This window comes from Gordonia neofelifaecis NRRL B-59395, assembly GCF_000192435.1.
GTDB lineage: Bacteria > Actinomycetota > Actinomycetes > Mycobacteriales > Mycobacteriaceae > Gordonia > Gordonia neofelifaecis.
On sequence record NZ_AEUD01000004.1, the window covers coordinates 65122 to 78584 of the forward strand.

The 13463-nt window shown below is 68.8% G+C and carries 12 protein-coding genes; 7 read left to right on the forward strand and 5 right to left on the reverse strand.

Translation table 11 applies throughout. The features are described 5' to 3' along the window. Positions 1–70: 70 nt before the first annotated feature. A complete protein-coding gene (gene gcvT, locus SCNU_RS06100) occupies positions 71–1180 on the forward strand; it encodes a glycine cleavage system aminomethyltransferase GcvT (protein WP_009678476.1) in 1110 nt (369 codons plus the stop codon). A 59-nt stretch (positions 1181–1239) separates the two neighbouring features. Next, positions 1240–2346 (forward strand): branched-chain amino acid aminotransferase, encoded by a 1107-nt coding sequence (locus SCNU_RS06105; RefSeq protein ID WP_009678477.1) that lies wholly within the window; start codon positions 1240–1242, stop codon positions 2344–2346. A gap of 33 nt (positions 2347–2379) precedes the next feature. Here the strand turns inward: SCNU_RS06105 and SCNU_RS06110 are convergent, their stop codons facing one another. The 4 genes from SCNU_RS06110 to SCNU_RS06125 form a co-directional block, all read right to left on the reverse strand. After that, a complete protein-coding gene (locus tag SCNU_RS06110) occupies positions 2380–2886 on the reverse strand; it encodes a hypothetical protein (RefSeq protein WP_009678478.1) in 507 nt (168 codons plus the stop codon). 134 nt (positions 2887–3020) lie between these two features. Then, positions 3021–3809 carry an adenosylcobinamide-GDP ribazoletransferase gene (locus SCNU_RS06115; RefSeq protein ID WP_009678479.1) on the reverse strand — a complete coding sequence of 263 codons (789 nt, stop codon included), beginning with the start codon at positions 3807–3809 and terminating at the stop codon, positions 3021–3023. 8 nt (positions 3810–3817) lie between these two features. After that, the gene (gene cobT / locus SCNU_RS06120) at positions 3818–5533 is read right to left on the reverse strand and encodes a nicotinate-nucleotide--dimethylbenzimidazole phosphoribosyltransferase (protein ID WP_009678480.1); all 1716 of its coding nucleotides are present in this window, start codon (positions 5531–5533) and stop codon (positions 3818–3820) included. 4 nt (positions 5534–5537) lie between these two features. Beyond that, positions 5538–6203 carry a DUF3043 domain-containing protein gene (locus SCNU_RS06125; protein ID WP_009678481.1) on the reverse strand — a complete coding sequence of 222 codons (666 nt, stop codon included), beginning with the start codon at positions 6201–6203 and terminating at the stop codon, positions 5538–5540. A gap of 70 nt (positions 6204–6273) precedes the next feature. Between SCNU_RS06125 and SCNU_RS06130 the strand changes: the two genes are divergently transcribed. The 3 genes from SCNU_RS06130 to SCNU_RS06140 all read left to right on the forward strand — a co-directional run bounded on the left by SCNU_RS06130 (position 6274) and on the right by SCNU_RS06140 (position 8934). After that, positions 6274–7347 carry a glycerate kinase family protein gene (locus tag SCNU_RS06130; protein ID WP_009678482.1) on the forward strand — a complete coding sequence of 358 codons (1074 nt, stop codon included), beginning with the start codon at positions 6274–6276 and terminating at the stop codon, positions 7345–7347. A 156-nt stretch (positions 7348–7503) separates the two neighbouring features. Further along, the gene (locus SCNU_RS06135) at positions 7504–7851 is read left to right on the forward strand and encodes a HesB/IscA family protein (protein ID WP_009678483.1); all 348 of its coding nucleotides are present in this window, start codon (positions 7504–7506) and stop codon (positions 7849–7851) included. 111 nt (positions 7852–7962) lie between these two features. Continuing rightward, entirely contained in the window at positions 7963–8934 is a 972-nt protein-coding gene (locus SCNU_RS06140; protein WP_009678484.1) for a carbohydrate kinase family protein, read from the forward strand. 174 nt (positions 8935–9108) lie between these two features. Here the strand turns inward: SCNU_RS06140 and asnB are convergent, their stop codons facing one another. Then, complete coding sequence (gene asnB / locus SCNU_RS06145) at positions 9109–11034, reverse strand: asparagine synthase (glutamine-hydrolyzing) (RefSeq protein WP_009678485.1); 1926 nt, start codon at positions 11032–11034, stop codon at positions 9109–9111. 367 nt (positions 11035–11401) lie between these two features. Here asnB and ctaC point away from each other — a divergent pair, with 367 nt between their 5' ends. Together ctaC and SCNU_RS06155 are read left to right on the forward strand one after the other, a co-directional pair. Next, the gene (gene ctaC / locus SCNU_RS06150) at positions 11402–12487 is read left to right on the forward strand and encodes an aa3-type cytochrome oxidase subunit II (protein ID WP_050792769.1); all 1086 of its coding nucleotides are present in this window, start codon (positions 11402–11404) and stop codon (positions 12485–12487) included. Positions 12488–12493: 6 nt separating this feature from the next. Then, positions 12494–12910: a cytochrome c oxidase subunit 4 gene (locus SCNU_RS06155; protein WP_009678487.1), complete on the forward strand. Its 417-nt coding sequence runs from the start codon at positions 12494–12496 to the stop codon at positions 12908–12910. Positions 12911–13463 lie beyond the last annotated feature (553 nt).

A 13463-nucleotide genomic window follows, 5' to 3' on the forward strand; every position in this document is an offset into this window, starting at 1 on the left:
CCACAGGAGCTTCCGGTGCGGTCGGGCCTCGGGTGGGAACTCGCCCGGTCGGGGCGATACCGTTAGCGGCATGACTGAACTGCTCGCAGGTCCGATCGCCGATCGCCACACCGCCTTGGGCGCAACCTTCGCCGAGTTCGGCGGTTGGAACATGCCCGTCTCGTATGCCGGCACCGTCGCCGAGCACAACGCCGTCCGCGAGGCGGTCGGGATCTTCGATGTGAGCCACCTCGGCAAGGCGCTTGTCGCCGGCCCCGGCGCGGCCGCGTTCATCAACGCGACGCTGACCAACGACCTGGGGAAGATCGAGCCGGGCAAGGCGCAGTACACGCTGTGCTGCAACGAGACCGGCGGTGTCATCGACGACCTCATCACCTACCTGGTGAGCGACGACGAGGTCTTCCTGGTGCCGAACGCCGCGAACACGCCGGCCGTCGTCGCCGCGCTGAGCGCTGTCGCGCCGGAGGGCATCGCGATCACCGATCAGCATCGTGACTACGCGGTGTTCGCGGTGCAGGGTCCGAAGTCGACGGAGGTGCTCGCCGCGCTCGGCCTGCCGACCGAGATGGCCTACATGGCGTACGCGGACGCGTCGATCACCGTCGGTGGACGGGATCTGGACATCCGCGTGTGCCGCACCGGCTACACCGGCGAGCACGGCTACGAGGTGCTGCCTCGATGGGACGACGCGGGCATCGTCTTCGACGCACTGCTCGCCGAGGTCACCGCTCGCGGCGGACAGCCGGCGGGCCTCGGAGCGCGCGACACCCTGCGCACGGAGATGGGCTACGCCCTGCACGGACACGAGCTGAGCGTCGACATCACGCCGGTGCAGGCGCGGTCGTCGTGGGCCGTCGGCTGGGACAAGCCCGCCTTCTTCGGCCGCGAGGCACTGCTCGCCGAGCGTGAGACGGGTCCGGCTCGTCGCCTGTACGGGCTGCGGGCCACCGGGCGCGGCGTGCCGCGCGCGGACTGCACGGTGCACCTCGAGGCCGGCGGCGAGCAGATCGGCGTGTGCACGTCGGGAACGTTCTCGCCGACCCTGAAACAGGGGATTGCCCTCGCCTTCATCGACGTCTCGTCGGGTGTCAAGAAGGGTGCCGAGGTGGTCGTCGACGTCCGCGGTCGGGCGCTGACCTGCGAGGTCGTTCTGCCACCGTTCGTCGAGAGCCACGTCTGATCGACGCATTCACCGCCGGTGCGGAGAAGTGCTTTGCGTACCGGCGGTAACATGGCCGCATGACCTTGGAGTTCACCCGTACCGAGCATCCGCATCCGGTGTCGGAGAGTCGTCGCGCCGAGATCCTCGCCGCGCCGGGCTTCGGCAACTACTTCACCGACAACATGGTGACCGTAGACTTCGATCGCGATCGCGGATGGAACGGCGCGCGGGTGACCCCGTACGGCCCGATCGCGCTCGATCCGGCGGCGATGGTTCTGCACTACGCGCAGGAGATCTTCGAGGGCCTGAAGGCCTACCGTCAGCCCGACGGTTCGATCGCCGCGTTCCGGCCCGAGGCCAACGCCGAGCGGTTCAACCGCTCGGCTCGCCGCCTGGCGATGCCGGAGCTCCCCGTCGAGGACTTCGTCGGCTCGCTGCGGGCCCTCCTGGCCGCCGATCACGTCTGGGTTCCCGGAGCGGGGGGCGAGGAGTCGCTGTACCTGCGACCGTTCATGATCGCAACCGAAGCCAGCCTCGGGGTCCGGCCCGCGGACAAGTACCTGTACTCGCTGATCGCCTCACCGGCCGGCGCGTACTTCAAGGGCGGCGTCAAGCCGGTCAGCGTCTACCTCTGCACCGAGTACGTGCGTGCCACGCCGGGCGGCACCGGCGACGCCAAGTTCGGCGGCAACTACGCCGCGTCGCTGCTCGCCCAGGCTCAGGCCGCGGACAAGGGCTGCGACCAGGTGGTCTGGCTGGACGCCGTCGAGCACCGCTACATCGAGGAGATGGGCGGGATGAACCTGTTCTTCGTGTACGGCTCGGGCTCGGATGCCCAGCTCGTGACCCCGGAACTCACCGGTTCGCTGCTGCCGGGCATCACCCGCGACTCCCTGCTGACGCTGGCCGCGGACGCCGGCTACAAGGTCGACGAGCGCCGCATCTCCACCGACGAACTGCGCGAGGGGGTGCGCAACGGTGACATCACCGAGGTCTTCGCGTGCGGCACCGCCGCCGTCATCACGCCGGTCGGTCGAGTCCAGAGCGACACCGACGACTACCTGATCGGCGACGGAAGCACCGGTGAGGTGACCCAGGCCCTGCGCGACACGCTGACCGGCCTGCAGCGCGGCACGTTCGCCGACACCCACGGCTGGATGACCACGCTGTATCCGGCGCCGTAGCCGAGGCCGATCGCTTGTACCCTCTTCGGGAGGCTAGGAGGAGCCGAAGAGGGCACCTGCAGTCAGCGCGGGGTCCACGTAGTACGCGGTGAAGTCGGCGTTGTCGGGTGGTGCATCGGCCCAGACGCACTCCTGAAGCAGCGACAGCGCCTCGGTCGAATCCTTCAGATCCTCCGACATCTGCATCAGTCGGTCTCCAGGAGCCAGGTCGGCGAACAGGAGATTCTGCATCGCGGGTCTGACGACGCGCTGTGCCCGCCGGACGTCGTCGTACGTCGCGGTCCCCGCGCGGTACGAGGCCCACACGTCGGCGACCCGTTCGACGCTCGCGCGCTCGGACCCGTGGTGGATGCCGACCACGCAGCGGGCGCGGTGCGTGCTCTCGTTCGTGATGCGGACGTAGACCCGGAAACTGTCACGCAGGACGAGATGCGGGAACGGCGTCGTGTCCGCGCCGACGGGTCCGGCGACCACGCCCGCGACCGCGAAGGCCGTCGTGACCGTGGTCATGCAGACGGCGGCGTACTTCGTGATGCGCATGGTCAGAACCTCCGTCAGCGGTCGGGAAGCGCGGATCGACCACTTGTCAGACTGGCCTCGGCGGCACGGTCGCCGGGCGATTACCCGAGCGGTTCGGCTGACCGTCCGACACCGGGCGCCGACGGCGGAATCCGTCAGAGCAACAGTCCGACGGCGGTCAGCACCACCGAGAACTCGATCGTTGCGCCGATCACGTCGCCGGTGAGACCGCCCGATCGGCGCGCGCAGTGCCGGGTGAAGAACCAGGCGAAGAACAGCACGACGACGACCACCGCGGTCGCCTGCACAGCGGCGGCGACGTCGAGCGTCTGCCCGTCGGTGCCGACGAGTCCAGTCGCGGCGGCCGCAGCCAGTGCCAACGCCGACCAGACGACGATCGACGCCCGTTGCGTCCCGGCCACCAGGGCCCCGAAACCGTCGGCGTTGGCAGCGCCCAGACCCGACCGGCAGCTGATCGGCACGGTGGCGCGACTGACGAAGATCGCGAGGGCGATCTCGTACCAGCGCGAGTCCGCGGCCAGCGCGCCGAACGCCACGGATTCGCCCAGCAGGACGAGCACCAGCGACGCTGCCCCGAACGGGCCGACGTCGCCGCTGCGCATGATGGCGCGCACGCGATCGGCGTCGCCGTAGCTGCCGAGCCCGTCGACGGTGTCGGCGAGCCCGTCGAGATGCATGCCGCGCGTGGCCAGGGCGAGCACCGCGACCATGCCCACCCCGATCAGTGCGGTCGGCAGCGCGGTGTACGACAGTCCGAATGCGATCACGGCGATCACCGCGCCGAGCGCCGCCCCCACGATCGGCACCGCGGCGATGACGGTGGCGGCTCGTCGGCGATCGAACTCGCCGCGCGGCTGAGGTAGCGGGAGCACGGTGAGCCAGGTGAAGGCGTCGTGCACGCCGGACAGACCGCGCGACAGCATCTCGGCCGCTACTCGCCGCCGCTGACGCCGGCCTCGTCGAAGGTGGCCATCTCGGCGAGCACGTCGATGGACGACGCGACCAGGGGGAGCGCGGCCACGGCGCCGCTGCCTTCGCCGAGCCGCATGGAGAGATCGATGATCGGCTGCAGGCCGAGGGAGTCGAGGGCGAACTTGTGGGCGGGCTCGGTCGACAGATGTCCGGCCTGCCACCACGACGCGGCCCCGGGCGCCAACTGCTGAGCCACGAGCGCGGCCGACGTGGTGATCACGCCGTCGAGCAGAGCGGGCGTCTTGCGGACGGCCGCCTGGGCGAGGAATCCGGCCATGGCCGCGATGTCGGCGCCGGCGACTGCCGCGAGCAGCGCGAGAGGTTCGTTCCGATACCGGCGGGCGTGCCGCATACCGTCGCGGATGGCGGCGGTCTTCCTGATCCAGGTCGCGTCGTCGATGCCGGTGCCGCGGCCGACCACGACCACGGGCTCGCGGTCGGTCAGCGTACCGACGAGCACGGCGGCCGGCGTGGTGTTGCCGATGCCCATGTCGCCGGCGATCAGCAGATCGGCGCCCGCATCGACCAGCCGGTCGGCGATGTCGCGACCGGCGGCGACCGCGCGCCGGGCCTCGGCGATCGTCAGCGATTCGCCGGTCCGCAGGTCGCCGCTGCCCGCGCGTACCTTGTATCGCGAGACGTGCGGCGAGGTATCTGCGCGGACGGCCATGTCGACGACCTCGACAGTCGCCCCGGCGCGGCGCGCGAGCACGTTGATGGCGGCGCCGCCGGCTGCGATGTTCGCGACCATCTGCGCGGTCACCTCCGGCGGGTACGCCGAGACCCCGTCGGCGGCCACGGCGTGATCACCGGCGAAGACGACCACCGCGGGCGAGGTCAGCGACCGCGGCGGGCAGACGCCCTGGCACGACGACATCCAGGCTCCGAGGTCCTCGAGCCTGCCGAGGGAGTGAGCCGGTTTGGTGAGGCGGAGCTGTCGAGCACGGGCCTGCTCGGCGACCTCGTGATCGGGGAGTTCGACGATCGGGAAGATCTCGGCGTCGACCCCGTCGAGGTCGACGGCGGTGAACTCGGTTGCGGTGGACTCGGGAGTGTCTGCGACCGTCTCCGGCTCCGCGGCCACGACCACAGCGGGCTCGGCGGCGACCGCCGCGGGCAGCACGGTCGCGACGGGCGCCGGATCGATGGATGAGGGATCGCGCGGCAGGTTCAGGACGCGGCCCGCGACCACCAGCACCACGGCGTCGCAGACCTCCGCAATCGCCGCGTTCAGCCGGCCCAGCTCGTCGGCGAACCGGCGACCGGACGCCGTCGCGGCGACCACCGACAGGCCCACCTCAGGACTGACGATCACCAGGTCGCCGGGATGATTCGCCACCGCGTCGACGAGGTCGGCGACCCGCGCCGAGATGTCGGCGGCGTCGTCGTCCCAGGCGCTCGAGACGTCGAGCTCGGTGGTGAGCCAGTTCCCGAGGTCGTCGATCAGCGTGGCCTCGGTGGTCGGCTCACGCAGCAGTGCGGCCGAATCACTCGACTCGACGGTCCGATAGCGATCGCCGCGGCGGTCGCGATGCGCCTCGACCCGCGCGTGCCACGACGAGTCGCCGGTCGTCGGGCCGGTCGCGATGTACCTGACCGCCGCGGCCGTCTCGAGCAGATGCTCGGCGTGCGCCGACTTGCCCGAGCGGATGCCGCCGAGGACCAGCGTGCGCACGTGTCTAGACCTTGTCGCCGGGCTTGACCTGCGGGCGCGGCGCTCGCATCATCCGCAGCTGCATCGCGCGGGTGAAGCAGTACCAACCCAGTTTGAAGCCGGTGTCGGTGGTGTCCGGGTACCGCTCCTGGACGCGCTTGTTGACCATCCGGCCGAGGTACAGCGAGTCGAACACGACCAGCAGCACGAACGCGAGCAGGACCAGGTTTCCGATCACCGCCAGGTTCGGAACCATCAGCACCACGAGCAGGAAGACCGCGAACGGGAGGAACAGGCCGGCGAAGTTGCGGCGCGAGTCGACGATGTCGCGGGCCATCTTCCGGACCGGGCCCTGATCACGGGCCATCATGTACTTCTCATCGCCGGCCATCATCTTCTCGCGCTGCTCGAGGCGCACGCGGCGACGTTCGGACGAGACCTCCTTGCGCTCCTCCTTGGTCATCGAGGAGCGGAGCGACTTCTTTCGGGCGCGTGCTTCGGCGCGGGTCGTCGGCGGCGGCGCGACCGGTCCGCGGCGACGCTCGGCCTCGCGGCGTTTCGGCGTGGGGCGGCCCTTTCCGGGCGTCGTCGATCCGGAAGCCGGCGCCGCGTCTGCGGCCGAGGCGTCGGCGGTGTCCTCCGGCTCGGTGGCGGAGCTCTTGTCGGCGTCGGAATTCCAGGGCAACTTCACGTCTACGAGACTATTCGATGCGCGCGCGAAGGCGAGCATCGGGCGAGGGCCGGCGATACGCTGACCGTTGATGGACGAGATGCGGCTTCGCGTGGTGATCGCACCCGACGAATTCGGCGGCACCCTGTCCGCACGGGCCGCCGCGGCGGCGATCGCCGACGGTTGGCGGTGCGCCCGGCCCGCGGACCTCCTCGATCTGCTGCCGCAGTCGGACGGCGGCCCCGGCTTCATCGACGTGCTGGCATCGTCCGGGATCGGAGCTCCGATCGAGGTATCCGTCGCTGGACCACTCGGTGATGCGGTCCTCGCGCAGGTCCTGATCGACGGGACGACCGCGTACATCGAGTCGGCGCAGGCCTGCGGGCTGCACCTGGTGACTGGCGGTCCGAGCCCGGAGACCGCGTGGCGGGCGTCTACCGCGGGAGTCGGCGATCTGATCCTCGCGGCACTGCGCGCGGGCGCCGTGCGGATCGTCGTCGGACTGGGCGGCAGCGGGACGACGGACGGCGGACGCGGGGCGGCGGACAGACTCGGCGGGGTGCCGCGAGCGCGGGCGCTGTTACGCGACGTCGATCTCGTCGCGGCGACCGATGTCGGCAATCCGCTTCTCGGCCCAACCGGCGCCGCCGCGGTGTTCGGTCCGCAGAAGGGCGCGGACCCGGCGACGATCGGGCGTCTGGAGGCGCGCCTGGCGGAATGGGCCGACGAGTTGGAGAACGCTGAGACGGGCGCCGGTCGCGTCATCCGCGACGTCCCGGGCGCGGGAGCGGCGGGCGGACTCGGCGCCTTCCTGGTCGCGGTCGGCGGCCGCCGCGAAACCGGCGCCGACGTGGTCGCGGCCGCCACCGGGCGGCCGGCGCGCATCGCGGCCGCCGATCTGGTGGTGACCGGGGAAGGGCGTGTGGACACGCAGACCGCGTTCGGGAAGGTCGTCGCGGCCCTCGGCGCCGAGGCCCGGCGCGCCGGAGTCCCGGCCGTGGTGTTGGCGGGTCAGGTCGACGAGGCCGACCTGACCGGGATCGTCGCCGCGTACTCCATGGTGGAGTCGGCGGGGTCGGTGACGCGTTCGATCACCGAGCCCGTCGAGGTGCTGACCGCATTGGCGGCGGACGTCGCGAAGGACGTGCGTCGCCTCCTGGGTTGACGCGCGGAAGCCGGGCGGGATGCGGGAATACCGAAGCAGCGAGTACCGTTGAGCCTGTTGGCCGTGTCTGCCGGGCGTCCGTGATCCGGTGACTGAGCCACCGACAACGTATCCGGCTGCCGAGAACCGCCGCGGCCGGCGACATGAGGAGCGCCCATGACCGTTCAGAACGAAACCGCAACCGGTGTCCTGCTGACCGACGCCGCCGCCTCCAAGGCGAAGGCACTGCTGGACCAGGAGGGTCGCGACGACCTGGCCCTGCGCATCGCGGTGCAGCCCGGTGGCTGCGCCGGTCTGCGCTACCAGCTGTTCTTCGACGACCGCAGCCTCGACGGCGACGTGATCTCGGACTTCGGCGGCGTGAAGCTCGCCGTCGATCGGATGAGCGCACCGTATGTTCAGGGTGCGACCATCGACTTCGTCGACAGCATCGAGAAGCAGGGCTTCACGATCGACAACCCGAACGCGACCGGCAGCTGCGCCTGCGGCGACTCGTTCAACTGAGTCTCTCCTCGCAGCTGACCACAGCCAACGGCGGCCGCGACCTCAACTGACGCATGCGTCGGGGGTGGGGTCGCGGCTGTCGTCGTTTCGTCACGAAGTAGCGTTGGACAGATGTTTATCGCCGTCTGCGGGTCGCTTGCGACCGATCATCTGATGAAGTTCCCCGGCAAGTTCTCCGAGCAGCTGGTCGCCGACCAGCTCGAGCACATCTCTTTGAGCTTCCTCGTCGAGGACCTCGTGGTGCACCGGGGCGGCGTCGGCGGGAACATCGCCTACGCGATCGGCGCGCTCGGTGAGAAGCCGTTGTTGATCGCGGCCGCCGGCGCCGACTTCGACGAGTACGAGGGCTGGCTGGCGAAGCATGGCGTCGACTGCCGCGGTGTGTCCCGCTCGGCCACCAAGCACACGGCGCGCTTCATGTGCACCACCGACGAGACGATGGCGCAGCTCGCGACCTTCTACGCGGGCGCGATGAGCGAGGCGCGCGACATCGACCTGACCGGGTTGTTCGCGACTACCGGCCGCCCCGATCTCGTTCTGATCGGCGCCGACGACCCCGACGCGATGGTCGGACACACGCGCACGTGCCGCGAGCAGGGGATCCCGTTCGCGGCGGATCCGTCGCAGCAGCTGGCGCGCCTCGACGGCGACGCCGCGCGCGACCTGATCGACGGCGCCACGTACCTGTTCACCAACGAGTACGAGTGGGGACTGCTGCAGCAGAAGACCGGTCTCGACGCGACGCAGGTGGCGGCGATGGTGGGTACGCGGGTCACCACCCTCGGTGCCGGGGGAGTGGACATCGTCGAGGCCGACGGCACCGTGACGCACGTCGGCGTCGTGCCGGTCCGCGAGCAGGTGGACCCGACCGGCGTGGGCGACGGCTTCCGCGCGGGCTTCCTGACGGGCCTCGCCCGCGGTCTCGGCTACGAGCGCTCGGCTCAGCTCGGCGCGATGGTCGCGACGCTGGTCCTGGAGTCGGAGTCCACGCAGGGCTGGACCTGGAATGTCGACGTGGCCGTCGAGCGACTGACCGAGGCCTACGGCGCCGACGCCGCCGCGGAGATCAAGACGGTCTTGTAAACGCCCCACTACGTCTCCGACGGCCGGGCGAACCGCACCTTCAGCGGAACGAGGCAAGGCGGGGCGAAACACTTTCGGAGCCCTCCGCAGCGAGCGAGCCGCTAGGCGAGCTCGCGAGGACTGCCGAGGAAAGTGTTTCGCCCCGCCTTGCCGTCGTAACCCAGCAGAGAAGCGCTACAACCGAACCGGGTACACGTGATCTTCGATACTCGGGACGACGGTGCCGTCGACGAAGATGCCGTACCAGAGCATGAAGCAGATCACCGTCCAGATGCGGCGGCTGTTGTCGACCTCGCCGCGGCGATGCTCCTCGAGCATCTCCATGACGAACCGCTTGTCGAAGATGTGATCGGTGTCCGACGACGCGATCAGCTCGCGGGCCCAGTCGTACATCTCGGTCCCGGCCAGCCAGTGCCGCAGCGGGACCGGGAAGCCGAGCTTGCGGCGGTGCAGCACGTGCGGCGGCACGATCTGCTCGAGCGCCTTGCGCAGCGCGTACTTGGTGGTGCCGTGGCTGATCTTCTCCTCGAACGGGAGCTGCTCGGCGACCGCGAACACCTCCTTGTCGAGGAACGGCACGCGCAGCTCGAGCGAGTGCGCCATGTTGATCTTGTCGGCCTTGACCAGGATGTCGCCGCGGAGCCACGTGAACAGGTCGAGATGCTGCATCCGCGTCACCGGATCCATGCCTTCGCTCATGCGGTAGATCGGCGCGGTGACGTCCTGGTGCGTCCAGTCCTCGCGGAAGTTCCGCAGCACGGCGCGCAGGCGGGCGTCGTCGAAGCTGCGGGCGTTGCCGTAGTAGCGCTCCTCGAGGGTCAGGGACCCGCGGTGAAGCAGGCTCTTGCCGCGTGTCCCCTCGGGGATCCGGTCGGAGACCTTGCCGGCGAAGCGTCGGAGTCCGCGCGGGAGCTTGTCGAACGACTTGAGCGACAGCGGCTCCTTGTAGATCGTGTAGCCGCCGAAGAGCTCGTCGGCGCCCTCGCCGGAGAGCACGACCTTCACATGCTTGCGGGCTTCCGCGGCGACGAAGTAGAGGGGGACGAGCGCCGGGTCGGCGACGGGGTCGTCGAGGTACCAGATGATCTGCGGCAGCGCCTCGATGAACTCGCGCGGGGAGACGACCTTGACGATGTGCCGGGCGCCGATCGCCTCCGCAGACTCCGCGGCGACGTCGACCTCCGAGTAGCCCTCGCGCTCGAAGCCGGTGGTGAAGGTGATCAGGTCGGGGTTGTGCTGGATCGCGAGGGCGGCGATCGCCGTCGAGTCGATGCCGCCCGATAGGAACGATCCGACGGTCACGTCGGCCCGCATGTGCTTGGCCACCGAGTCGCGCAGCACGTCGGCGATCTCGTCGTAGCGCTTCTGCTCGCCGCCTGCGGCGAACGGTCGTACCGGGAACCGCGGCTTGAAGTACCGGGTGACGACCGGCGCCTGGCCCGGCGTCAACGTCGCGTAGCAGCCGGACTCCAACCGCGTGATGTCGCGGTGGAGCGTTTCGGGCTCGGGAACGTACTGCAGCACCGTGTAGTGCTCGATGGCGCGGTCGTCGAGTTCGCGGCCGAGTTCGAGACGGTCCAGGAGTTGGAGCAGACTCTTCTTCTCCGAGCCGAAGGCCGTGCCGCGGCCGCTGGTGGCGAGGAACAGCGGCTTGATGCCGAACGAGTCGCGGGCGATGAACAGTTCCCGGGTCTCGGTGTCCCAGATCGCGAACGCGAACATGCCGCGAAGCTTGCGCACCACTTCGGGCCCCCAGTAGTGGAAGCCGGCCACGATCGACTCGCCGTCGCCCTCGGTGCGGAACGGGGCGTCGTGGTCGCGCTTCAGCTCATCGCGGATCTCCAGATAGTTGTAGATCTCGCCGTTGAAGACCAGCGCATAGCGCTCCGGACTCTCATCCGGGCCCCAGCGCAGTGGCTGGTGCGAGTGCTCGATGTCGATGATCGAGAGGCGGTTGAAGCCGAAGACGAGGTCGTCGTCGTTCCACGTACCCAGATCATCCGGGCCGCGGTGCCGCATACAGGTGGCCGCGGAGGCGACCAGATCTGTGGTGGACGACGCCGAACCGTCGCTGGTGAGCATTCCGAGCAAGCCACACACGGTGTCAGGGCCTCATTTCGCAGATGCGGTCAGGTCAGACGGGCGCAACCGAGCGCCCGCGAGCGGTTCCACTATGCCGCAGATCCGATCGTGGCCGCGAGTCCGCCGCGCTCGGACGAGGGCGGAATCACCTCAGGTCGGAGCAGTATTCCCAGGTCGCTGAAAATGTCGTGCGAAACAGCCAACCCCAATCACGACTACTTCGCCGGGTTGGTCTACGCTGCGTAGTACTAGGTGCAAGAATTGCGTCGAGGAGTGTCTGCTCGTCGTCGCAGGCCTTGGAAGAACAGCTCCCTGCCAGCAGGAAGGCGTGAAATTGACGAACGGTGTACGGCCGTCTGCGCGACGGAAGGGATCTCCGTCGCGCATGATCAAGAGACTGAGTGGCCTTGTGGTCCTCGGCGTCGGTGTGCTGATGACATCGGGCTGCAGTGCTGAAGAGGCACTGCGTTTCGGTTGGCCGGAGGGAGTCACTCCCGAGGGCCAGGAGATGCGAAACTTCTGGACCTGGTCGGTCATCGCCGCCCTGGCCATGGGTGTGCTGGTGTGGGCGCTGATCTTCTGGACCATCACCTTCCATCGCCGCAAGAAGAACGGGACCGCCGAGGACGAGATTCCTCGCCAGACCGGCTACAACGTGCCGCTGGAGTTGGCGTACACCGCGATTCCGTTCGTGCTGATCGCCGTGATGTTCTACTTCACCGTCGTCGTTCAGAACACGGTGGAGAAGAAGGAAGAGAATCCGGCTGTCGCGATCGACGTGACCGCGTTCCAGTGGAACTGGAAGTTCGGCTACAAGTCGGTCACCATCGACGGCCAGCAGCTGGTCAACGCGAAGACCGACTCCAAGAAGGGTGAGGCCTTCAAGGAGCAGATCGCGAAGTACCGCGAAGAGGACGGCAAGCAGGAGGAGATCCTGGGCGCCGCCGGCGGTCGTGCGAACGAGATCCGCGACTACCTGAGCTACGACAAGATCGAGACCCTGGGCTCCTCGTCCGAGATCCCGATTCTGGTTCTGCCGACGAACACGCGCATCGAGTTCGACCTCGCCGCCGCCGACGTCATCCACTCGTTCTGGGTTCCCGAGTTCCTGTTCAAGCGCGACGTGATGCCCTTCCCGGAGCAGAACCATCAGGACTCCAGCTTCCAGATCTCCAAGATCGACCGTGAAGGCGCGTTCGTCGGTCGTTGCGCCGAGATGTGCGGAACGTTCCACGCGATGATGAACTTCGAGATCCGCGCGGTCAGCCCGCAGACGTTCACGAACTACATCAAGTACCGTCAGTCGCACCCGGACGCGAGCAACGCTCAGGCGCTGCAGGCGGTCTGCCAGGTGCCGCAGTCGGTCACCACGGTTCCGTTCGACACCCGCCGCGTCTCCAACGGAACCACCCCGAAGGATCTCGGCGATGCCAGCAACACGACCATCGCCCAGTGCACCCCGGAGGTCTGACAAACAATGAAGGTCGAAGCACGGGTCTTTGAGGCCCTCGCCCTGTTCTTCATCCTGATGGGCGTCATCTACAGCGTCGCCACGTTCTACTACCGCACCGGTGTGGAGTGGGCGGGCGCGACCGCCATGTTCTTCTCCGGCGGTCTGGCGCTCATCGCAGGCACCTACTTCCGGTTCGTCGCCCGCCGCGTGGAGATCCGCCCGGAGGACTACGAAGAGGCTGAGATCGAGGACGGCGCCGGTGAGCTCGGCTTCTTCTCGCCGCACAGCTACTGGCCGATCATGATCGCCGGTGCCGCCGCTCTGTTCGCGATCGGTTTCGCCACCGCCAACTGGTGGTTCGCGCTGGGTATCGTTCCGATCATCATCGCGACGGTCGCCGGCCTGGTGTTCGAGTACCACGTCGGACCCGAGAAGCACTGACCGTCTCGACGTAAGAGCTCCTCGAAGCCGCACCCGGAATATCCGGGTGCGGCTTCGTCGTGTTCGAGGGGTGCACTGGTTGTCGTGGTTGCAGGGCTCGTCGAATCCGCCGTTCAGGGCGGCTACACCCGTCTGCAAACGCTCCCGTCGGGAGGGCTGCGGATGCAGGTGCGGGGAGCGGATAGCCCGCTGGTTCGCGACGCGACGGCGCGCAGAGTCTGGTGTCGATCCACGCCGATCGCAAACGCTCCGCTCGCCTGCAAACGCTGCCCTCCGGAGGGCAGCATTTGCAGGCGAGGGGAGCACATGACGGCCGCGGGAGCGGATGGCCGCCGGAGCACGACATGACGGTCCGCAGGCACTCGCGTCGATCGATGACGGTCGCAGTCGCTCCGCTCGCCTGCACCCGCTCCGCTCGCCTGCAAACGCTCCCCTCCGGACAGCCGCGGATGCAGGTGCGGGGAGCGCGTGACGGTGGCGAGAGCGGATCGCCGCCGGTGCACGACATGACGGTCCACAGGCACTGGTGTCGATCGATGACCGTCGCGGTCGC

Coding starts and splice junctions, on each gene's coding strand:
- ctaC (WP_050792769.1), top strand. CDS start 11,402: ATGATCAAGAGACTGAGTGGCCTTGTGGTCCTCGGCGTCGGTGTGCTG.
- gcvT (WP_009678476.1), top strand. CDS start 71: ATGACTGAACTGCTCGCAGGTCCGATCGCCGATCGCCACACCGCCTTG.
- SCNU_RS06135 (WP_009678483.1), top strand. CDS start 7,504: ATGACCGTTCAGAACGAAACCGCAACCGGTGTCCTGCTGACCGACGCC.
- SCNU_RS06115 (WP_009678479.1), bottom strand. CDS start 3,809: ATGCTGTCGCGCGGTCTGTCCGGCGTGCACGACGCCTTCACCTGGCTC.
- SCNU_RS06155 (WP_009678487.1), top strand. CDS start 12,494: ATGAAGGTCGAAGCACGGGTCTTTGAGGCCCTCGCCCTGTTCTTCATC.
- SCNU_RS06140 (WP_009678484.1), top strand. CDS start 7,963: ATGTTTATCGCCGTCTGCGGGTCGCTTGCGACCGATCATCTGATGAAG.
- SCNU_RS06105 (WP_009678477.1), top strand. CDS start 1,240: ATGACCTTGGAGTTCACCCGTACCGAGCATCCGCATCCGGTGTCGGAG.
- SCNU_RS06110 (WP_009678478.1), bottom strand. CDS start 2,886: ATGCGCATCACGAAGTACGCCGCCGTCTGCATGACCACGGTCACGACG.
- SCNU_RS06130 (WP_009678482.1), top strand. CDS start 6,274: ATGGACGAGATGCGGCTTCGCGTGGTGATCGCACCCGACGAATTCGGC.